Annotated in this window: 19 protein-coding genes and 2 pseudogenes; 7 read left to right on the plus strand and 14 right to left on the minus strand. The window is 63.4% G+C overall.

The genetic code is table 11. From position 1 onward, the window contains the following. The first annotated feature begins 159 nt into the window (after positions 1–159). The gene (locus BMX61_RS12740) at positions 160–837 is read left to right on the plus strand and encodes a CHASE3 domain-containing protein (RefSeq protein ID WP_170854936.1); all 678 of its coding nucleotides are present in this window, start codon (positions 160–162) and stop codon (positions 835–837) included. A 79-nt stretch (positions 838–916) separates the two neighbouring features. Here BMX61_RS12740 and BMX61_RS12745 read toward each other — a convergent pair whose 3' ends face one another. The 4 genes from BMX61_RS12745 to BMX61_RS12760 form a co-directional block, all read right to left on the minus strand. Further along, positions 917–2158 (minus strand): adenylate/guanylate cyclase domain-containing protein, encoded by a 1242-nt coding sequence (locus BMX61_RS12745; protein ID WP_170854937.1) that lies wholly within the window; start codon positions 2156–2158, stop codon positions 917–919. Positions 2159–2259: 101 nt separating this feature from the next. Then, the gene (locus BMX61_RS12750) at positions 2260–4350 is read right to left on the minus strand and encodes a hybrid sensor histidine kinase/response regulator (RefSeq protein WP_083639336.1); all 2091 of its coding nucleotides are present in this window, start codon (positions 4348–4350) and stop codon (positions 2260–2262) included. Between the two features lie 124 nt (positions 4351–4474). Beyond that, positions 4475–4948: a GNAT family N-acetyltransferase gene (locus tag BMX61_RS12755; RefSeq protein WP_075626614.1), complete on the minus strand. Its 474-nt coding sequence runs from the start codon at positions 4946–4948 to the stop codon at positions 4475–4477. A gap of 179 nt (positions 4949–5127) precedes the next feature. Further along, positions 5128–5352, minus strand: coding sequence for a hypothetical protein (locus BMX61_RS12760; protein ID WP_075626615.1), 225 nt, complete (start codon positions 5350–5352; stop codon positions 5128–5130). A 221-nt stretch (positions 5353–5573) separates the two neighbouring features. Here BMX61_RS12760 and BMX61_RS12765 point away from each other — a divergent pair, with 221 nt between their 5' ends. Next, a complete protein-coding gene (locus BMX61_RS12765; protein WP_075626616.1) occupies positions 5574–6629 on the plus strand; it encodes an aldo/keto reductase in 1056 nt (351 codons plus the stop codon). Between the two features lie 69 nt (positions 6630–6698). On the opposite strand, the gene BMX61_RS12770 is transcribed toward BMX61_RS12765, so the two are convergent. The 8 genes from BMX61_RS12770 to BMX61_RS12805 form a co-directional block, all read right to left on the minus strand. Then, positions 6699–7130 (minus strand): organic hydroperoxide resistance protein, encoded by a 432-nt coding sequence (locus BMX61_RS12770; RefSeq protein ID WP_075626617.1) that lies wholly within the window; start codon positions 7128–7130, stop codon positions 6699–6701. Between the two features lie 54 nt (positions 7131–7184). After that, positions 7185–7700, minus strand: coding sequence for a DNA starvation/stationary phase protection protein Dps (gene dps, locus BMX61_RS12775; RefSeq protein WP_267890831.1), 516 nt, complete (start codon positions 7698–7700; stop codon positions 7185–7187). A 113-nt stretch (positions 7701–7813) separates the two neighbouring features. After that, positions 7814–8767: a nucleoside hydrolase gene (locus BMX61_RS12780; protein WP_075626619.1), complete on the minus strand. Its 954-nt coding sequence runs from the start codon at positions 8765–8767 to the stop codon at positions 7814–7816. A 36-nt stretch (positions 8768–8803) separates the two neighbouring features. After that, on the minus strand, positions 8804–9724 hold the full coding sequence (locus BMX61_RS12785) for an ABC transporter permease (protein WP_075626620.1): 921 nt from the start codon (positions 9722–9724) through the stop codon (positions 8804–8806). 29 nt (positions 9725–9753) lie between these two features. Continuing rightward, on the minus strand, positions 9754–10794 hold the full coding sequence (locus tag BMX61_RS12790) for an ABC transporter permease (RefSeq protein ID WP_075626621.1): 1041 nt from the start codon (positions 10792–10794) through the stop codon (positions 9754–9756). Then, complete coding sequence (locus BMX61_RS12795) at positions 10791–12377, minus strand: ABC transporter ATP-binding protein (RefSeq protein WP_327216418.1); 1587 nt, start codon at positions 12375–12377, stop codon at positions 10791–10793. Before BMX61_RS12795 ends, BMX61_RS12790 begins: the two co-directional genes overlap by 4 nt. Beyond that, on the minus strand, positions 12367–13401 hold the full coding sequence (locus tag BMX61_RS12800) for a BMP family ABC transporter substrate-binding protein (protein ID WP_075626623.1): 1035 nt from the start codon (positions 13399–13401) through the stop codon (positions 12367–12369). The genes BMX61_RS12795 and BMX61_RS12800 overlap by 11 nt, the downstream gene beginning before the upstream one ends. A 74-nt stretch (positions 13402–13475) precedes the next feature. Continuing rightward, positions 13476–14312, minus strand: a complete 837-nt coding sequence (locus BMX61_RS12805) for an SDR family NAD(P)-dependent oxidoreductase (protein WP_083639337.1) — start codon at positions 14310–14312, stop codon at positions 13476–13478. 370 nt (positions 14313–14682) lie between these two features. Here BMX61_RS12805 and BMX61_RS12810 point away from each other — a divergent pair, with 370 nt between their 5' ends. Further along, positions 14683–15963, plus strand: coding sequence for a pilus assembly protein TadG-related protein (locus BMX61_RS12810; protein WP_075626624.1), 1281 nt, complete (start codon positions 14683–14685; stop codon positions 15961–15963). Between the two features lie 54 nt (positions 15964–16017). On the opposite strand, the pseudogene BMX61_RS25425 reads toward BMX61_RS12810, so the two are convergent. Both BMX61_RS25425 and BMX61_RS25430 read right to left on the minus strand, forming a co-directional pair. Beyond that, positions 16018–16116 (minus strand): annotated as a pseudogene (locus BMX61_RS25425) (BA14K family protein); the annotation flags it as partial. Between the two features lie 144 nt (positions 16117–16260). Then, positions 16261–16662 (minus strand): annotated as a pseudogene (locus BMX61_RS25430) (BA14K family protein); the annotation flags it as partial. 384 nt (positions 16663–17046) lie between these two features. Here BMX61_RS25430 and BMX61_RS12820 point away from each other — a divergent pair. The 4 genes from BMX61_RS12820 to BMX61_RS12835 all read left to right on the plus strand — a co-directional run bounded on the left by BMX61_RS12820 (position 17047) and on the right by BMX61_RS12835 (position 20385). After that, complete coding sequence (locus BMX61_RS12820; protein ID WP_075626626.1) at positions 17047–18309, plus strand: DUF3422 domain-containing protein; 1263 nt, start codon at positions 17047–17049, stop codon at positions 18307–18309. A 159-nt stretch (positions 18310–18468) separates the two neighbouring features. Beyond that, on the plus strand, positions 18469–19689 hold the full coding sequence (locus BMX61_RS12825) for an adenylate/guanylate cyclase domain-containing protein (RefSeq protein ID WP_075626627.1): 1221 nt from the start codon (positions 18469–18471) through the stop codon (positions 19687–19689). A gap of 85 nt (positions 19690–19774) precedes the next feature. Next, on the plus strand, positions 19775–20029 hold the full coding sequence (locus BMX61_RS12830; RefSeq protein ID WP_075626628.1) for a type II toxin-antitoxin system HicA family toxin: 255 nt from the start codon (positions 19775–19777) through the stop codon (positions 20027–20029). Then, positions 20026–20385: a type II toxin-antitoxin system HicB family antitoxin gene (locus tag BMX61_RS12835; RefSeq protein WP_075626629.1), complete on the plus strand. Its 360-nt coding sequence runs from the start codon at positions 20026–20028 to the stop codon at positions 20383–20385. Before BMX61_RS12830 ends, BMX61_RS12835 begins: the two co-directional genes overlap by 4 nt. The last annotated feature ends 13 nt before the right edge of the window (positions 20386–20398 follow it).

Raw genomic sequence — 20398 nt, forward strand, 5'->3', positions numbered from 1 at the left:
AGGACCGCACGTGTCCGATCGTCGCGCGCTGTGCCGCATCGTCAAAATGCGCCGCCGCCCTATATCGCTTCCGTCGCATATAGGCCGGGTCGGCGCGATTTCGATGCCGCCTGACAATGATCGTCCATCCGCCGGGAACCATGCATGCCGGACCGCCCCTTGAGCCTGAACACAAAGCTGCGCGCCTGGCGCGAACGCTTCCTCACGCCGGAGACGCTGATGCGGCTCCTGCCGGCCACCATCATTCTGACGGCCGGCATTGTCTTGAATATCCGCACGCATGATCTCCTCAGCGATCATCGTGACCTTGTGGTGCATACGCACGAAGTCATCGAGATGAGCAAGGACGTGCTGATCGGCCTTGACGATGCGGAGACCGGACAGCGCGGCTATCTGCTCAGCAGCGACACGGCCTATCTCAAGCCCTATGTCCACGCGCGCGAAAGGCTCGCCTGGATGGGGCCGAGCCTGAAGGCAATGGTATCAGACAATGCCGAGCAGACAGCCCGAGCCGATCATCTTCTGGCGCTGATCGACCTCAAGCTTGCCGAGCTGCAGAATGCGATCACCATTCACGACGATCGCGGCGTCGAGGCGGCGATTGCCGTTGAGCGAGAGAGCATGCGCACGGCCCGCATGGACGAGATCCGCGGCGTGATCGGTGAGATGACCGAAGGGGAGAAGAGCCTGCTCGCCGCGCGAAAGGCCGAGGTCGACTCCGATGAATGGCGGGTGCGTCTCGTGGCCATTTCCATCGCGCTGCTGTCGCTGTTTTCACGCTGGTGCGTGGAGATCTGGCTGGGCCGGCGCCGACGGGGCGAAAACGGGTCGGCCTGAGCTTTTGCCCGCCAGCGCGCTCTACGTCAGACGGCCCCTTGATGCCAGTCTTCTTGCATGGTTCTATGTTGCTGGCGCGTCAGGCGGCTTCGCGCACGCGAAACGCGCTGATCGGCTGGGCAATGTTCTTCAGCCGCTGGAAGCCCAGATCCTCGAAGGTGACGTTGCGCTGCTTGCGCACATGGTCGCGCACCGTGCGGGAAATGCAGATGCCGCCGGGCTCGGCCAGGCTCTCCAGCCGCGCGGCCACATTGACCGTATCGCCGAAGACGTCGCCGTTCTGGACGATGACGTCGCCGACATTCAGGCCGATGCGGAAAGCCAGGGAGGCGTCCTCGCTCATCCCCTGATTTTGCTGGCGCATCGCCGCCTGGATGGCCAGCGCGCAATCCATGGCCGAAAGAGCGCTGGAAAACACGGCCAGCACGCTGTCGCCAGCCGTGGTGACGATCATGCCCTGATGCTCTTCGATCAGCGGGTCGATCAGGCTGCGGGCATGCTGAAGCCGGTCAACCGTCTCGGCCTCGTTGCTTTCCATCAGCCGGCTATAGCCGACGAGATCGGCGGCAAGCACGGCCAACAGCTTGCGGTCGAGCCGCGCCAGAAGCTCGTCGCGCGCGGCTTCGGCGGCGCGGGCACGGGTAATCATCAGCCGCAGCGCCACCAGGCCGATGCCTGCGAGGATGAAGGCCAGCGCGATAACGAGGACTTCCATCTGCCAGGAGGCACGCCGCGCATCGCGAGCGCGCTCGATCATCAGCCGTTCCTCTTCCCCGCGCATACGGGTGAGAAGATCGCGCACGCCATCCATCAGCACTTTGCCTTGGCCGCTGCGCAGAATGGCCAATGCCGCCTCGTGATCGCCTTCTCGCTGGCGCTGCACGCTCTGGCGCAGCTCAGACATCTTCTGGGTAACCAGCGTCCGCAAAACCGAGATATTGGCCGTCTGCAGGCTGTTGTCGGTCATATTGGCGGCGAGCTCGTCCAGTGCCGCATCGAGTTGGGACACCGCCATCTCGTAAGGTTCGAGATAGAAATTGTCCGCCGTCAGCAGATAGCCCCGCTGGCCGATCTCCGCATCCTGCAACAGCGATTGCACGACACTGAGCCGGCGATGGTTGCGCACCGTATGGGCCACGGCGGCATCGGCTTCGCTGCTGCGGTTCGACAGCCACAGAGACAGCCCGATCAAGGTCAGGAACAGCACCGTGACCGTCAGCGCGATCGGCACGATGTTGCGGCCGGTCTCATAGGCGATGCGGCGCATCGCGGTCTTGCGCTTGGCGCTGTCGCTGATCACCTGCTCGCGTTCGCGTGGCACTTTGTCCATCCGTTCCTAGGGCCGCCCTGATCGAGATCGAAGAATAGGGCGCGTCTTAGACGCGCATGCCCACGCTGTTCCGCCGCTTGTCCGCTTCGCTGTCACATGTGCTCCTGCCGGGCAGCATGCTCGGCGGCGGCCAAGGCTTCCGCCACCTTGTTGGTCAGCGCTTCGATGGTAAAGGGTTTCGTCAGAATCTGCATGCCTGGTTTGAGATGGCCATGGCTGAGAACGGCGGTTTCGGCATAGCCCGTGACGAACAACACCGGCAAATCCGGCCAAAGCGTGCGTGCGGCATCCGCCACCTGCCGACCATTCATGCCATTGGGCAGCCCGACATCGGTGATCAGAAGGTCTAAGGGCCCCTGGTTGTTTAGGATCACGGTCGCCTGTGGCCCGTCGCCTGCCTCCAGCACCCGGTAGCCGAGCTCCTCCATCACATCGACGATCAGCATGCGGACGATCGGCTCGTCGTCGACCACCAGCACCGTCTTGCTGGCTTTTGCCGGCTGGGACGGCTCTAGCACCGTATCCTGTCCAATCTGTGCCAGCGCCTCGCCATGTACCGGCAGATAGATTTCCACCGTGGTGCCATGGCCCACGGCGGAGCGGATGCGCACCTGGCCGCCAGACTGGCGCACGAAGCCATAGGTCATCGACAGGCCAAGGCCGGTGCCGACGCCGATCGGCTTGGTGGTGAAAAAGGGATCGAAAGCGCGTTCGACCAGATCGGCGGACATCCCGGTGCCGGTATCGGTCACGCGCATGACGACATAGTCGCCCGGCGGCAGTTCCAGCGCTTTGGCACTGTCGGCTTCCAGGGTCGTATTGCTGGTGAGGATCGTGATCCGCCCGCCATTCGGCATCGCGTCGCGCGCATTGATGCACAGATTGAGCAGCGCGTTTTCGAGCTGGTTTTGGTCAACCAGCGTCGGCCAGAGGGTCGCCTCGCTCTCCGTTTCCATCGAAATGCCCGGGCCGACCGTGCGGCGGATCAGATCCTCGATGCCGGCAACCAGCCGGCTGATATCGGTCGGTTTCGGCTCCAGCGTCTGCCGGCGGGAAAAGGCGAGCAGCCGATGGGTCAGCGCGGCGGCGCGTTTGGCCGCCCCTTGCGCCGCGTCGACATAGCGCCCGAGTTCGTCCACGCGTCCCTGGGCGATGCGCGCGGCCATCAGTTCCAGGCTGCCGGAAATGCCAGCCAGAAGATTGTTGAAGTCATGCGCCAGCCCGCCCGTCAGCTGGCCGACGGCCTCCATTTTCTGCGATTGGCGTAGCGCCTCCTCCGCGCGCATCAGCTCAGTGGTTCGGTCGGCCACGCGCTGTTCCAGCGTTTCGTTGAGCGCGCGCAGCAGGGCGAAAGCGCGGTCGCGCTCCTGCAGCAGGGCCCGGCGCTCCTCCATGTCGATCAACACACCGGGAAAGCGCAGCGGCGTGCCATCGGGCGCATGATCGACGCGGCCATTGGCCTCCAGCCAGTAATATTGCCCATCGTGCCGGCGCACGCGATATTGATGGGCATAGGCTCCGCCGCGTGCGATGGCCGCGCCGATCGCTTCGGCAAGGCCGGCCTGGTCGTCGGGATGAACGGTTTCCACGACCTGGGCCAGGCTCAGGCCCGAGCGTCCGCGCGCGGGGTCCAGACCGAAGCTGCGGGCAAAGGCCTCGTCCACGGTGAATCGGTCCGTGGGCAGGTCCCAGAACCAGGTTCCGATGATGGCGCCGGCCGACAAGGCGAGCTGGATGCGCTCGGCATCCTGCTGCTGCTCCTTCTGCCGCAGCATCACCAGTGCACCGGCAACAGCGCCCGTCCCATCTGGAACAGGCGAGCAATCGATCGTCAGCGCCGCGCCGATCCGTGGGGAGCGGGTGCTCTCCAGCCCGCGTGCCTTGCCCGCCAGGCAATCGCATAGCGCATCTTCGGACAGGCCGGTCAGCTCATGCCAGATATCGCGCGCACGGCTTCCCAGCAGCGTGTCGCCCGCCAAATCCGCAAACGCGTCGTTATGCAGGAGAATATTGTCGTCGCCCCAGATCAGCGCCATCGGAATGGGAGAGGCCAGGGCGAGCCCGAGCGTGTGGATCAGAACAGGCGTCCATGTGTCGCGTGCGCCAAGCGGCGTTGCGTCCCAGTCATGTGCCAGGATCGCCCGATGCATCCGCCCCGCTCCGGCGATCATTTCCTCGACCATGCCACACCCCGCCGACCTGTTCTGTGCCCCACCGACGTTCGGTAGCCTGCCGGCTCATATGGAAGGCCCATGGGCGGCGGAAAGATCCAAGCAGCTAAAATAAGCGAATGCAGCCGTATAGCGCTTATGCCTGCGGCTTCGAATGTCTCTCAGTCGGCAGGGTCTCGGTCTCTCTGTTGGTCAAGGGCTTTTTCAGGAAGCTGCGGCAGCGGCCCGGCGGAAAGTTCTCCAACGTGCCGAACACCGCGTAGCCAAGGCGCTGATAGAGGCGCAGGGCCACGGGACTGAACGTGTCGATCCAGGCGCCATGGCATGCGCGCGCCGAGGCTTCGCACTCCGCCGTGGCGATCAGCCGGGCGGCGAGACCTTGCCCGCGCTGCGCCTCGCGGACCCAGAGCCATTGGATGTAGAGCCAGCCCCAGGCCGTATAGCCGTAGAGCCCTGCGGCAAGCTCGTCGTCCGGCCCATAGGCGAAAACCGCAAGCGCCCTGCGGCCGGATGGGCCGACATCGCTGGCATTGAACTCTGACAGCGCCTCGCCGAGCTGTGACAGGACCTGGGCATCCGGATGCTCGGTCGAATGAATGGTGATCGTCATGCAGCGGCGCCTCCAAACCAGCCGGGAGCTTCGACCTGCCTGATCTCCCAATCCGGCACAAGGGCGACTTGTGTCCATGCGGCGCGGAACGTGCGCTAGAAGCGCAACATGCGCGCTTCTCCTCAGTCCTCAAGGCGGTATCGCCCCCTCCTTTAGGACGCTTGGGCGGAATGGACGGATCAGGTCCGGCTTTCCTGCTGTGCGCCACGCAGGATGTTGCGGTCGTCAGGATCGGTCAGATCCGTCTGCGGAGCCTTCAGCGTCTCGCCGGCCTGCCGGGCAGCCTTTGCCGCATCGGACGCCTCCAGATCGGCCTGCACGGGAAAATCCGGCGCGCCATTGGTGGTCACCTCTTGCTTGTTGAGAATGCGCTGGTGCTGTTCGTGAGTCTTGTTGCCGGCCATAACGGTCTCCTTGTCTGGCGTCGCGAGTGGGCCATTGGCGGCCTCGTGAGGGCGCGACGGCGAGACCCAAACCTCAGGCGGCGGGCGGGGTTCCAAGAATTTGCGGCTTTCGCCGGAGCGCGACAGCTCTACTTCATTGATTCCCTATCGGATTTGGTTGCCGGATTCGACTTTCCGGCTCCGTGCTTTATCCTGACGACACGTGGAGAGGAGACGTCACAATGGAATATCGCAGTCTCGGCCGCTCTGGCCTCAAGGTTTCAACCATCACCATGGGCACGATGACCATGGGCGGGAAAGGCTGGGCCTCCATGGTCGGTAGCCAGGGCGTGGACGAGGCACGCCGTCTGGTCGATCTATGCCTGGATGCCGGCGTCAATCTGATCGATACGGCAGATGCCTATTCAGCCGGCGCATCGGAGGAGATCATCGGCGAAATTCTCGGCGGCACGCGCAAGAATGACGTGCTGATCGCCACCAAGGCGCGCTTTCCCATGGGCGAGGGCGTCAATGAGCAGGGCCTGTCGCGCCATCATCTGATCAAGGCCTGCGAAGCCAGCCTGAAGCGGCTCAACACCGACGTGATCGATCTCTACCAGGTCCATGAATGGGACGGGCAGACGCCGCTCGAAGAGACCATGGCCGCGCTTGATACGCTCGTTCAGCATGGCAAGGTGCGCTATATCGGCTGCTCCAACTTCTCCGCCTGGCACATCATGAAGGCCATGGGCATCAGCGCGCTGGACAAGCGCCACCGCTTCGTCAGCCAGCAGATCCACTATTCGCTCGAATCGCGCGATGCCGAATTCGAGCTTCTGCCGTTGTCGATTGACCAGGGACTGGGCGTGCTCGTCTGGAGCCCAATCGCCGGCGGGCTGCTGTCCGGCAAGCACCGCCGCGACCACACACCCGAAGGCAGCCGCCAGGCTGCCGGCTGGACCGAACCGCCGATCCGCGATGTCGACCGTCTCTGGACCATCGTCGATACGCTGGTGGAGATCGCTGAAGGGCGTGGCGTCTCTGCGGCGCAGATCGCGCTCGCCTGGCTGATCGGCCGCAAGCCGGTGACCTCCGTCATCATCGGCGGACGCACGGAAGCGCAGTTCAAGGACAATCTGGCGGCTGCCGAGCTGAAGCTGACCGACGAGGAACGCCAGCGTCTCGACGATATCAGCCTGCCGAAACTGCTCTATCCCTATTGGCACCAGGCGCAGACCGCCAGCGCGCGGTTGGGCGAGGCCGATCTCTTCCTTCTGGGGCCGCATCTCAAAGATTGATAAGCTTGAAAAGCAAAGGACGCCCCGCCGTCAGGCGGAGCGTCCCCGATCATGCTTGCGGTCTATCAATCAGCCACGCGTGGTCGTTTTGACGTCGACGCTGGCCTTGATCGCGTTGGAATAGGGGCAGATGCCGTGGGTGGTTTCCACCAGCTGCTTGGCCTCGTCTTCGGCCATGCCCGGCAGATAGACATCCAGCGCGGCGGTGATGCCGAAGCCGCCTTCCGAGCGTGGGCCGATACCGACTTCGGCCGTGACCGTCGAGCCATCCGGCACCTTGGTCTTCAGCTGACCGGCGGCAACCCGCATGGCGCCGAGGAAGCAGGCGGAGTAGCCAAGTGCGAAGAGCTTCTCCGGATTGGCGCCATCGCCGCCGGGGCCGCCCAGCTCCTTCGGCACGACCAGCTGCAGATCGAGCGTGCCGTCTTCGAGCGAGGTGCGACCGTCGCGGCCACCACCGGTGGCTGTTGCCTTGGTCTTGTATTTGGCTTCAACAGGCATGATGAACTCCTTCCTTGGATGTGATGAACGCAGGCATGTGCAAACCGTGGGCGGTCACGCCTTGACGAAATGTGCCTCGATGAACCACAGCGCCTTGTCGAGCGTGCGGGAATAGGCGGTGAGAATATCGGCGGTGTTGGCATCACCCGCCTCGTCGGCCTCATCGATGCCGGCGCGCACGCTGTTTGCGGCATCGCCATAGCGTTCGGCCAGCGCCTTCAGATGGTCGTCTTCCGAATGAATGTCGGTTGGATAGGCGGCAAGCCGCGTGCCGGCGGAGACCGTCTGGCTCGTGCCCTTGGCCGTGCCGCCAAGCTGGACGATGCGCTCGGCCACCGTATCGACATGGGTGTCGAGCTCGCCGCGAAAGCCATCCAGCATCTCGTGAATGGCGATGAAATGCGGTCCGCGCAGGTTCCAATGCGCCTGCTTGGTGATGAGGGCGAGATCGATACCGTCGGAAAGAATATTGCCGAGAAGATCGATCGACGCGCTCTTGGCGTTGGAATCCAGATTGTTGCGGGTTTTCATGGTGACGCTGTCCCTGTTTGCACAGTCGGTTCCGTCCAGGCCTCAGGACAAGCGCCTGTTCTGGCCCGGACACATGACAGGGACATAAAACATCCTGCGAAAGATCAAGGGGCGGGCAGGGCAGGTTTTTGGCCGCCACCCGCTCTCACGCCTCAGACGCGCAGCATGGTCTCGAGGAAGGCCTTCTCGAAACGCGGCGCGTCCACGTCCATCGCAACCTCGGCATTGAAGAGATGGCGCGAGATCGGCCGGCGGTCGGGGATGGTCTGGCCGCGGGTGATCTCGCCATGCAGCTCGATATCGGCAAACATGCGCTCGGTGGTCACGAAGCTCGGATCCTCGCAGACGGCCACCGCCAACGGGTCGTGCAGCGGGCAGCCATCATTGGCCGGATGCATCTGCTTGTAGGAGGCGACGTAGAATTCCGTGATCTTCATCATGGTCCGGGCAGCGTGATCGCCCTTCTCCTCGATCTCGCGCATCATGGCGGAGGAGAGCAGGGTCTTCATCGTCACGTCCATGCCGACAAGCGTCACCGGCGCGCCGGCGCGCAGAACCATGCGCGCGGCTTCAGGATCATTGTGCAGATTGGCGTCAACCATGGGGCTCTTCACCCCATGAATGCCGGGATGGAACAGCGTCGAACCCATGATGACGATGCCCTTGACCAGCTTGGCGATCTCCGGCGCCTTGGCGAGCGCCAGCGCCACATTGGTCATCGGCCCCACGGGGCAGAGCGTGATCTCGCCAGGGTTCTCCTTCACCAGGCGGATGATCAGGTCCATGGCATGTTCGTCCACGGGCCCCCGCGACGCCGGCGGCAGCTCGACATCGCCGATCCCGTTCGAGCCATGGACGAAATCGGCTTCGCGGGTAAAGGGCTTCAGAAGCGAGCGGCCGACACCCTTGGCGACCGGAATATCCGTCCGCCCGAGAAGGTCGAGGATCTTCAGCGTGTTGTCGGTGGCGATCTCCACCTCTGTGTTGCCATAGACGGTGGTGAGCGCCTCCAGGCGGATATTGGGATGGCGCACGGCATAGAAGATCGCCATGGCGTCGTCGATGCCGGTATCGACGTCGAGGATGATGCGGCAGGGTTCGGCCATGTCAGGCTCCAATGCGGAAAACAGGGTGGATGGATGTTACGCGGCTGCCGCTTCGGCACTGGCCGGCCGGCGGTCGCGCTTGCGCCTGTAGCTGACGACGAGCGCGGCGAGCGTGACAACATAGGGAACGATGTCCGTCAGCTGGTTGGGCAGGCCCTGGCTCTGCAGCTTCACCGAAAGCGCGTCGGCAATGCCGAAGAGCACGCAGGCAAGGGCTGCGAGCAGAGGATTGTCGCGCCCAAGCATGACGGCGACGACGGCGATCCAGCCGCGTCCGGCGCTCATGCCTTCCGAGAAGATGCCGACGGTGCCGAGCGAGAGCTGCGCACCGCCAAGCCCGGTGAGGGCACCGGCGACGAGCACGGTGACCACGCGGTAGCGCCTGACATCGACACCCATGCTCTGCGCTGCCTCCGGATCTTCGCCGACGCCGCGCATGCGCAGGCCGACCGGCGTGCGAAAGAGGACATAGGCGACGATGGCCGTCAGTGCCCAGCAGAGATAGGTGAGCACCGTCTGGCGCGAGACGATCCAGCCGAGCCAGGGGATGGACTGGATCGAGGATATCCGGATCTTGGCAAGCTCGGCGATGTTGGGGTCGCTGAAGACGCCGCTGACGCCGAAGAGCTGGCGCAGGAGATAGGCCGTCAATCCGGCGGCCAGCAGGTTCATGCCGATGCAGATGACGACCGCATCGCCGCGAAACACCGTCGCCCCATAGGCGAGGATCAGCGAGAAGACCACGGTGCCGACAAGGGCTGCCGCCACGCCGAGGGCAGCGCTGCCGGTATAATGGCTGCCGGCCACCGCGCAGAAGGCGCCGATCAGCAATTGTCCTTCCATGGCAATGTTGAAAACGCCGACGCGGCCGCAAAGGCAGCCGGCAAGCGCGGCCAGGAGGATCGGGGTGATCGCCTGAACCGTGGAATTGACCATGAAGGCGCTGATGAAATCCATGTGCAGCTTCTCGGAATGTGCGGGGGTCGTCAGGCGCGCCTGACGACCCCGTGGCGGATCGCCAGGAACAGGATGATGATCGCCTGCAGGATCATGGTCAGCACGCGGGGGATCTCGGTCTCGCGTTGCATGGCGAAGCCGCCGGTCTGCAACGCGGCGAAGAACAGGCCGGCGACCATCGCGCCAAGCGGCTCACCGTTCGCCAGAAGTGCGGCCATGAGGCCGGACCAGGTATAGCCTGGCGTCAGCAGCGCGCCATCCTGGAATCGGTAGAGCGAGCCGAGCACGATGATGGCGCCGACGAGACCGGCAATCGCGCCGCTGGCAAACAGCGTACGCAGCATCTGCGGGCCCGGCTTGACGCCGCCATAGGCCGTGAAACGCGGATTGAGGCCGCGCATCCTCAGCTCATAGCCGAAGACAGTGCGCCGATCGACATAGAGCACGAGGCCGGCAACGACGAGGATCAGGAGCAGGCCGATATTGAGCGGGCCGCTGATCGTCGCCAGCCGGGCGCCCTCGGGGATCATCGCCGTCTGCGACAGGCCGGTGGCCGTGTCCCTGAGCGGGAAGCCGACGAAATAAGAGGTGAGGCCGATGGCGGGATAGGACAGCAACAGGCTGGAGATCAGCATGGGAATGCCGAAGCGCACTTCGCCAAAAGCGGCCAGGGCCGCGTAAAGGCCGGCCGCCAGCATGGCTGCGAGAATCGCGACAAGCGCCAGCAGCGGACCGGGAAGCGGCAGGATCTGCGGCAGCAGGACCGGCAGCACGGCGGCGACGAAGCCGCCGATCGCCAATTGCCCGTCGCCGCCGAGATTGACCATGCCGCCGCGCAAGGGAATGGCGGCTGCAATCGTCATGCCCACCAGCGGCACCGCCCAGTTTAGCGTATCCGGCCAATTGGCCGGCGCCAGGCTACCAACGAGAATGCGCCAATAGGCATTGAACGGATTGCCGCCGGAGACGAGCACCAGCAGACCGCCGATGACCACACCGATCAGGATGGCCATGGGAACGGCCGGCAGGCGCAGTGCCGCGCGGCGTGGAGTCACGGTGTTTTCGCTCATGCGGCCTCCGCCACGCGTCCGGCCATCAGCAGGCCGAGCCTGTCCTCGTCCGCTTCGCCGGCGGGGAGGTCGGCAAGGATACGCCCCTCATACATCACCAGGATCCGGTCGGACAGGGCCAGGATCTCGCTGAGTTCGGCCGAGACCAGAAGGATCGCCCGGCCGCGGTCGCGCTCGGCCACCAGCTCACCATGGATGAATTCGATGGCGCCGACATCGACGCCGCGCGTCGGCTGCTCGGCGATCAGCAGCGGTGCCTGGTGGGTTAGTTCGCGCGCGATCACCACCTTTTGCAGATTGCCGCCCGAGAGCGTGCCGACCGGCACCGTCTCGTCGGGGATCTTGACACCGAAGCGGGCGATCAGCCGCCTGGCATGTTCAGCGATCGCTTTGCCATCCAGCCGGAACCCCTTGGCAAAAGGCTGCTGGCGCTGGTAGCCCATCAGCAAATTGTCCGCAGCCGAAGCGCCGCGCGCCGTGCCGGTCACGGCCCGATCTTCCGGCACATAGGCAAGGCCCGCAGCTCGGTGTGTTGCGACATCGGCCTGCGTGACGTCCTGTCCCGCAAGCGTAACGCGGCCGGCATCCGGGCGGCGCAGGCCGGTCAGGGCTTCGATCAACTCGGTCTGTCCGTTGCCGGCCACCCCGGCAATGCCGACGATCTCGCCGCCACGCACCTTCAGGTCCAGTCGGTCGACCACCGGTTTCGGGCCGGTCCCGATCGTCAGTCCCTCGACGTCGAGCACTAGGGCGCCCGGAGCGGCCGGCGCCCGCTCGACCGTCAAGTTGACGACGCGGCCGGTCATGGCGCGAATGATGTCGGCCGGCGTCGTCTCGCGCGTCGCCATGCGCTCGGTCACCCGGCCATGGCGCAGCACGGTCACGCTGTCGGTGATCGCCATGACTTCATGCAGCTTGTGGGTGACGAAGAGGATGGTGCGGTCATCGGCCTTCAGGGTGCGGATGACGTCGAACAGGCCGTCGCGCTCCGGAGGCGTCAGCACGGCCGTCGGCTCGTCCAAGATCAGAATGCGGGCGTCGCGATAGAGCGCCTTGAGGATTTCCACGCGCTGGCGCACGCCCACCGAGAGATCGCCGACCCGGGCGGATGGATCGATCTTCAGCCGGAAGCGCTCGGCCAGATCCGCCACCTTGGCCATGCTGGCGCGCCGGTCGAGCGAAATGCCGCGCACGGGCTCGCGGCCGTAGACGACGTTTTCCCAGACGCTCAAGGAATTGAACAGCTTGAAGGCCTGGTGAACCATGCCCATGCCATGGTCGATCGCATCCAGCGCCGAGCGGAAGCGCACCCCCTGGCCACGCAGCAGGATGCTGCCCTGATCGGGAGCCTGCATGCCGTAGAGGATCGACATCAGGGTCGATTTCCCGGCACCGTTCTCGCCCATGACGGCATGGACCTCGCCACGCACCACCTTGAGGTCGATATGATCGTTCGCCACCAGGCTGCCGAAGCGCTTGACGATGCCGGTCGCCTCAAGCTCCACCATCTGCATGTTCATATCCATATTCGAGAGGGTGCGCGCGGAGAAGATCCCCGCACGCGCGGGCTTGTTACTTGTCAAGCTTCATCGGGTCGGCGACCACGACCTTGCCGGCGATGATCTCCTCCTTCAGCGCCTTCACCTTCTCGATCACCTCGGGATATTTGGCGATCAGGCAGCCGGAGGCTTCGAGATTGGGCTGGAGGCTGGTCAGCGTCATGCCGTTTTCCTTCAGGCCGAGGGCAACCACCTGTTCGCGCCCACCCTTCAGGATATCGCGCACGCCTGTTTCCACCGCGACGTCTGTGAGCTTCTCGACATTGTCCATGACATGGCCGGGAGACTGCTTGCACTGGTTGATATCGACGCCGAATGCGGCCGCACCGGGGAAATCGCCCATGGCCTTGAAGATGCCGCCGTTCGAGCCGGAGGCGGCGGCGAGAACGCGATCGACATCGTCAGACAGCATGACGGTAGCGCGCTGCTGGCCGCGGGCGGGATCCGAGAAGGGGTTGTCGCCGCCGATCCACAGATTGGCCGCCGTCTGGATGTCGGGCTTCACATGCTTGGCGCCGGCGAGGAAGGCGTCGTTGTAGCGGTGGATGAAGGGGATATCGAGCGCGCCGATGGCGCCGACCTTGCCTGTCTCGCTTGTCAGCGCAGCTTCGGCGCCGGCGAGGAAGTTGGTCTCATACTCGCGGAAGACGGCGCAATAGATGTTCGGCAGCATCTTCGACGGGCAGCTGTCGATCTGCAGGAACTTGACGTTGGGATATTGCTCGGCCACCTGCGGCAGGATGTCGTTGAATTCGAAGGTGATGGCCACCACCACATCCGCGCCGTCCTTGGCAGCGGCTTCGAGATTCTGGCGTCGGGTGGTCGGGTCGGTGCTCTCATAGGTCTTGGCGGTGCCGCCAAGCTCTTTGGCGACTCGGTCCGTGCCAATCTTGCCGAGCATGAGGAAGTCGTTGACCCCGACCGGATTGGACGAGACGTAAATGACGACAGGCTTGCCGTCGGCCGAGAGGACGGGGGTCGTCATGCTCGCCGTGGCCGTCATCGCGGCCAGCGCCAGCGCTGCCGTGCGAAGAATTCCCTTGGTCATCTGGTCTCCTTTTTCGCCCCACCGGGCCCTGTGCTTTGAGAGGATTGATCTGTTGTCACCGATTTCGATGACGCTTAGTAGGGCGTCTCGCCGCCATCGGCATTGATGGCCTGGCCACGGATCAGCATGGCATCGTCGGTCAAGAGGAAGGAGGCGATGCGCGCCACTTCGACGGGGTCGATATGGCGGATCAGCTGGCTGTTGATCATCTTGTCGAAAATCGCCGGCGCGGCTTCCCCCGTATAGCCCGAATAGGCCTCGGAGACCTCGCGCAGCATCGGCGTGGCCACGCCGCCGGGGCAGACGCAGTTGACGTTGATGTCGAAGGGCGCGAGGGCTTCTGACAGCATGCGTGTCATCGAAATGACCCCGGCCTTGGAGGCCGAATAGGCAAGCGATTCCACATGGCCTTTCTTGCCGGCTTCCGAAGCAATGCCGACGATCGCGCCACGAATGCCTTGATCGATCATGTGTCGCGCCGTCAGCCGCGCGATCTCATAGGCGCCGAAGAGATTGACCGCGAACTGGCGCTCCCAATCTGCGCGCGAAATCTCCAGGGGCTCGGCGTGGCGCACGATCGCGGCGCAATTGACCAGGCCGTGGATCCCGCCGAAATGCCCGGCAACCCTTTCGAACCCGTCCGCCACGGATTGCTCGGACGCCAGATCCATGGAGAGGCCGATCGCGCGATCTCCAAGACCCAGTTCATCCACGAGTGCCGAGCAGGCCTCGGCATCCAGATCGATCAGCGCCAGATGCGCGCCTTGCGCTGCCAGCAGCGCCGAGACGGCACGGCCGATGCCGCCGGTCGCACCGGTGACCAGAATTACCTTGCCCTGATGAACCGGAAAGATCGCGCTATCGCGCAGCGGAAGCGTCGGGTGACCCAATCGGGTGGAATATTTCGACATGTCGCATTGCCTGCTCGAAAAGACGCCAGCTCGCCAGATGGGATTGGCGGCACAGCTTTAAAACTGCCTTTCGAAAAAGCAAGAACCTAATTTGCTGAAAAATTGCGCATACGCGAATGGCATTCCTGATCTCGCGGTCCCAACGTGAAGGGGCGCGCGCGCTCCGGTAGCGGAGCCAACGTGCGCTTTTCTGTTGTTTTCGCAGGCTTGTCTAAAACTGCGTGGCCTCGATTAACATCCGTTTAGCGCTCTAAACGTAAGTCTTAAATTTCATAGACTCCATCGCGACAGATGCTGTGTTTCCAGGCCCCCCGGCCCATTTGCAGCGCTTTCGCGGGAGCCTGAACATGGTGGAGAGACAGGCTTGACAATGGGACTGGCGAAAGACCGCAGCGGCAATTTCGCCATGATGAGCGCGCTTCTCCTGCTGCCTTTGGCAGGTGCACTGGGCTTGGGCATCGATGTGAGCCATGCGGTCAGCGTGAAGCATGAATTGCAGGCAGCGGCCGATGCGGCGGCCTTGGCTGCGCTCGCCAGCGGCTCGGCAGGCGTCAAGGCGGCCATGCAGCAGGGCGATGGCGAGGTGGAGGCGGCGGAAACGGAATCGCTCTCCGCCTTTGACCGCAATGCCGGCGCCAAATCCTATAAGATCACGCGCCATGTCGAGGTGACCAAGGACAAGGGCATCTTGACGGCGAAGGTGACGTTTCAGGCGCATGTGCCTACGAGCTTCTCCCGCGTCCTCGGGCAGAAGACCATGGATGTGGGCGGTTCGGCGATCGCCAAGTTTTCCACCGGCATTTACCGCGATTTCTACCTGTTGCTCGACAACAGCCCCTCGATGGGCCTCGGCGCAACCTATGACGATATTGCAACGATGAAGGCCAATACGGACGACAGTTGTGCCTTCGCCTGCCACATCGTCAAGAACGGGGTCGAGCAGCCGACGGATACCTACAAAAAAGCACGTGCGCTCGGCGTGACCACGCGCATCGATGTCGTCGCTTCGGCGACGGCTTCGCTGATGGACACGGCAAGCCGCGAGCGCCTGGTTTCCAACCAGTTCCGCATGGCGGTCTACAGCTTTGGCAAGAGTGCGGAAACGCGCGGCCTGACAGAGATCGTTGGGCTGACCAACGATCTCGACCAGATCAAGACCAAGGCCGGCAAGGTGGATCTGATGTCGATCCCGTCTAGCAATTACGACAAGGACCAGATGACCGATTACGACGGAACGATAGCCGCCCTGCAAACCCAGATGGGCAATGCGGGAACCGGCATGACATCGTCGGAGCCGGAAAAGGTGCTGTTTCTCGTAACCGATGGTGTCAATGATGCCAACAAGCCGACGGATTGCAGCCAGGCGGTCTGGCGCAGCACGCGCTGCCAGGAGCCGATCGACATCCGCATCTGCGATAGCCTGAAGGATAAGGGCCTACGCATCGCCGTGCTTTACACGACCTATCTGCCTCTACCGGGCGATGACTGGTACAAGAAGTGGATTTCCCCCTTCGCCGGGCAGATCGCGCCAGCCCTGAAGGCCTGTGCTTCGCCAAACTTCTTCTTCGAGGTCAATCCGTCGGAGGGCATTCCGGATGCGATGAAAGCCCTGTTCATGAAGGTGATCAACGCGCCCAGGCTGGTCAGTTAGGCCTGTCGACCCTCCTCTGCTCAATCCCGGTTAGTGGGCCGGCATCTATCAGTTATAGGGCGAAATGCACCGGCGAATCTCGCCACCATAGCTGCGATAGCTGTCGCTGGCTGGATCGTAAGAACGATAGCGCATGCTGCACCACTGCATATGCACATCGCTTGTCGCGCCAAGGTCTCCGCCGCCGTCGCCGATTTCAATCGGGCCATTCACGTTTTCCGCCACCATGTCGCCGGCTGAGTCCTCGGCTGTGGCCTGAGCCTGATCGTTCATGTAAGGCGAGACGCAAGGCTGGCTGCCACCGGAAAACGGACGGTAGCTGTTGTCGGCCGGATCGTAGGAGCGATAGCGCTCGCGGCAATAGCTGATGTGGGCGGGGCTGAATGTCGAGGCTGTCTGTGGCAGGGCGGCAAGCTCGGTGCGGGCATCCGGCTGCGTCTGTCGCTTTTCTTCAAGCGCCGCCAGCCTTGTCTCGGACGCTTCTCCTCGCGCGATCATTGCCGGATCGGGTGCCATGCGTTCATAGGCCATATTGGAAGGATCGACGCGATGCGGCGTTGAGGTCCACAAAGGGGCGCCGAGATGCTTGAAATGGTGCGGCTCGCCCTCGGTCGAGACGTGGGTCGCGGCAAACAGGCCGCCCATCAGCAGGCCGAGCGAAGCGACCATCGCGAAGGTCAGCGAGAGCAGGGATTTCATGGCGTCATTCCATTTGGGCAGGATGTCATATCAGCCTGGCGAACGTGACAGTCCGCACGCAAAACACGTTCCGGAGCCATTGGCGCGCCGCTTGGCACATGAACGAGCGAAGCGGGAATGGGTTCCCTTCGATGCCGCCTTGCATCATGCTCAGCCTTGAAATCTCGTCCCGCCTTGCGGCAGCACATCGTCGAGCAGGATCATCCTGGCCAAGTGGGAAGGACCGAGGCACCCTGCGGTCAATCGGACGCCCGTGCCGTTGCATTTTTTGCCTTTGCATCAGTCCGCAAATCGACGCCGGTTTAAGGACTTTTCGATAAGATCGCGCGCATATGCAGTCTTGCTTCTCGGCCTTATGGTGCCGGCAGTCGAAGGAACAGGTTTATGGCCAGAGGCAGTTTCGCTTTTCCCGTCGCGCAGGATCGCGCCGTCGTGCTGGGCGAGATCCATGCCCGGCCGTCCGCCCTTCTCGCGTGTCCACGCGTCATCTTCCAACTCGCCTTCCTGATGGTGGATGGACCGGAGGCGCACATTGCCTCCCTGGCGGAGTTGTCGCGCGCCTGTGGCGTCGCGCCTCCCGAAGCCGGCGCCCGCCACCACACGGTCCCCTTCGCCACCGGCACGCTGCGCTGGGAGCGGCATACCGAATTCTCCACCTGGTTTTGGGACGGTCCCGTGCCGGAGAGCTTCGGCGATGCGGTCAATCTCCATCCTTTCGGCGACCGCTTCGTTCCGCCTGGGCCGATGATATCAGGCATGCGGGTGGAGATTCGCGGCAGCGACTTCGACGAAGAGAGCGCCGTCTTCGACGAGGTCAGCACCTGCGCCAGCCGCGTGCGGCGCGGCCAGGCGACGATCCGCACCGATTTTCGCCAGGATGGCGATGGCCTCACGCGCTTCCTGCTGATCGACAATGGTCTCTCCCAGGCCGGTCGCGGCTCGGTTGTGCAGAGGCTGTGCGATATCGAGACCTATCGCACGCTTGCCATGCTGGGCCTGCCGCTCGCCCAATCCTTGTCGCCGCAGATCGCCAGGATCGAAAGCGAATTTGCCAGCCTTGCCGAGCGCATGCGCCGGACCGCGCATGAGGATGCCGATGCACTCCTGTCGGAGGTCACCGTGCTCGCCTCGGAGGTCGAGGCGCATGCGGCTGCCAGTCTCTATCGCTTCGGCGCCAGCCGCGCTTATTACGATATTGTCCAGGAACGGCTGCAATCTCTCGGCGAAGTGCCGACATCCGATCACGAAACGATCGGCACCTTCCTGGAAAAACGCATGGCGCCGGCCATGCGGACCTGTCGCTCCGTGGAGGAGCGCCAGGCCAATCTCTCGCGCAAGCTGACGCGGGCGACATCGCTGATCCGTAGCTGGATCGATGTGGAGCTGGAGCGGCAGAATGCCGGCCTGCTCGCCTCGATGAACCGGCGGGCCACCCAGCAGCTGCGTCTTCAGCAGACGGTCGAGGGCCTCTCGGTCGCGGCGATCTCCTATTACGTCATCGGGTTGATCGGCTATCTTGCCAAGGCGCTTCAGCATCAGCTTTACGAGACGGACCCCGCCATCATCACCGGCGCCTGTGTGCCCGTCGTGGTGCTGGTGGTCTGGTGGGGCCTGAAGCGGATGCGAAAGGCGCATGCGGTGGACTGAGCGGGTTCAGGCAAAAGCGGGCGTGAAGAAAACGACGGGCTGTGTGTTTTCCGGGCGACGGAAGGCTGACGCGCACGACGCGAAGCCCTATATGGATTGCGGCGGGACCTCATCATTGGCCGGCCGATCCGAAGAGCATCCCGCTTGATAGAGAGCGCCATGTCCGACAGCCTGCCGACCGCCGACCCGTTTATCGTTCCGCCGGGCGACTGGCCACGCCAGCGCTCCAGCCTCCTCGACTGGCTGATGCTCGAAACGCGCGACGAGCGCTTCATCGACAATATCTTCCAGGCCTTGTGCGTGCGGCTGCAACGGGCGGGGGTGCCGGTCACCCGCGCCAGCCTGCATTTCCGCATCCTGCATCCGCAATGGATCGGCGCGCGCATTCTCTGGCGCGACGATCTCGACGAGCCTGATATCGCCACCTTCGATCATGGCGTGGAGGATAGCGCCGTCTATCTGGAAAGCCCGATCAGCGCCATCCATCAGGGCGCGCAAGAGGTGCGCCGCAGCTTCTGGCGGACGGATCATGCCGAGCCGGACTTTCCCTTCTTTGCGGAATTGAAGGCCGAGGGAACGACGGACTATATCGCCTGGCCGCTGGTGCATACATTGGGCCGCCGCCATGTCGTCAGCTTCGCGACCACGGCGGCGCAGGGCTTCGAGCCGCCGCATCTGTCGCTCTTGTCCGATCTCATGCCGGCGCTGGCGCTGGTCAGCGAGATCCGTCTGAAGAACAGGATGGCCCGCACATTGCTCGAAACCTATGTCGGCCCGCATGCGAGCGAGCAGATTCTCGCAGGCGCCACGACGCGCGGCAGCGGCGTGACGGTGAAGGCCGCGATCCTGATCTGCGACCTTCGCAACTTCACCGAAATTTCGGATCACTGGCCGCGCGACGACGTCATCGAGCTGTTGAACGGCTATTTCGATGCGCTCTCGGAGCCGATCGAGCGCCAGGGTGGCGAGATCCTGAAATTCATGGGTGACGGGCTGCTCGCCATCTTCCCGCTCCATGAACCCGACGCCTGCGCCCGGGCCTTGACGGCTGTCCTGGAGGCGCGCGAGCGGCTGAAGCTTGCCAATGAGGCCAGCCAGGCCTCCGGCCACCCGGCGCTGGCCTATGGCATCGGGGCCCATGTCGGCGACGTGATGTATGGCAATATCGGCTCGCGGCTCAGGCTCGATTTCACCGTCATCGGCCCGGCGGTCAACACGGCATCGCGTCTGGAAACGCTGACAAAGGACATCGGCCGCCCGATTCTCGTCTCCCAAGCCTTCGCTGAAGCGGCCGGCGCCGACGACCGGGTCGAGCCGCTCGGCGCTTTTCCGCTGCGCGGGCTGGACCAGCCTGTCGAGGTCTACGCTTTGAAAGCTTGAGCGGTAATCGCTTTATGCTTCAAACTAAAATGCATCAAGCCACCCGGCACTTTACCGATAGTACCATTTTATAGTACCATTTTCTATGAAGAAGAGATCCCTTTCCACGCTTCACTCGATCTTCGCGCGGCCTGTGAGTGGAACGATCCGCTGGGCCGAGATCGAGGCATTGTTGCGTGAACTGGGTGCGGTGGTCAGCGAGCGAGAAGGGTCGCGCGTCGCCATCGTCTGGCGCGGTCAGGTTCGTGTCTTTCACAGGCCAGATCCATCACCCGATACGGATAAGGGCGCAGTGGCGAGCGTTCGAAAGTGGCTTGAAGAAAATGGAGTACGGCCATGAAAAACGTCATGCTGATCGACGGCGAACGCGCTGTTATCAGCTACGATCCCGAAGTCGGAATGTTCAGGGGCGAGTTCGTCGGCCTGAATGCTGGGGCGGATTTCTACGCTGACTCGGCGGCAGGACTTTTGGACGAGGGACGACAGTCCCTGCAGGTTTTCCTGGATGTCTGCCGTGAAAATGGGATCGAGCCTCGGCGCTCCTTCTCAGGACGTTTCAATCTTCGGCTTCCACCCGAGCTTCATGCAGAAGCTGTTTTGGCGGCCGAGGCCCATGGCACGAGCCTGAACGAGTGGATCGAGTATACGATCAAAGAGGCGCTGGAGGCTGAGCCGCCTCATATCAAGGCTTCCTGATCTACCTGATCCT

The sequence above is a fragment of the Xaviernesmea oryzae genome (assembly GCF_900109605.1).
Lineage (GTDB): Bacteria > Pseudomonadota > Alphaproteobacteria > Rhizobiales > Rhizobiaceae > Xaviernesmea > Xaviernesmea oryzae.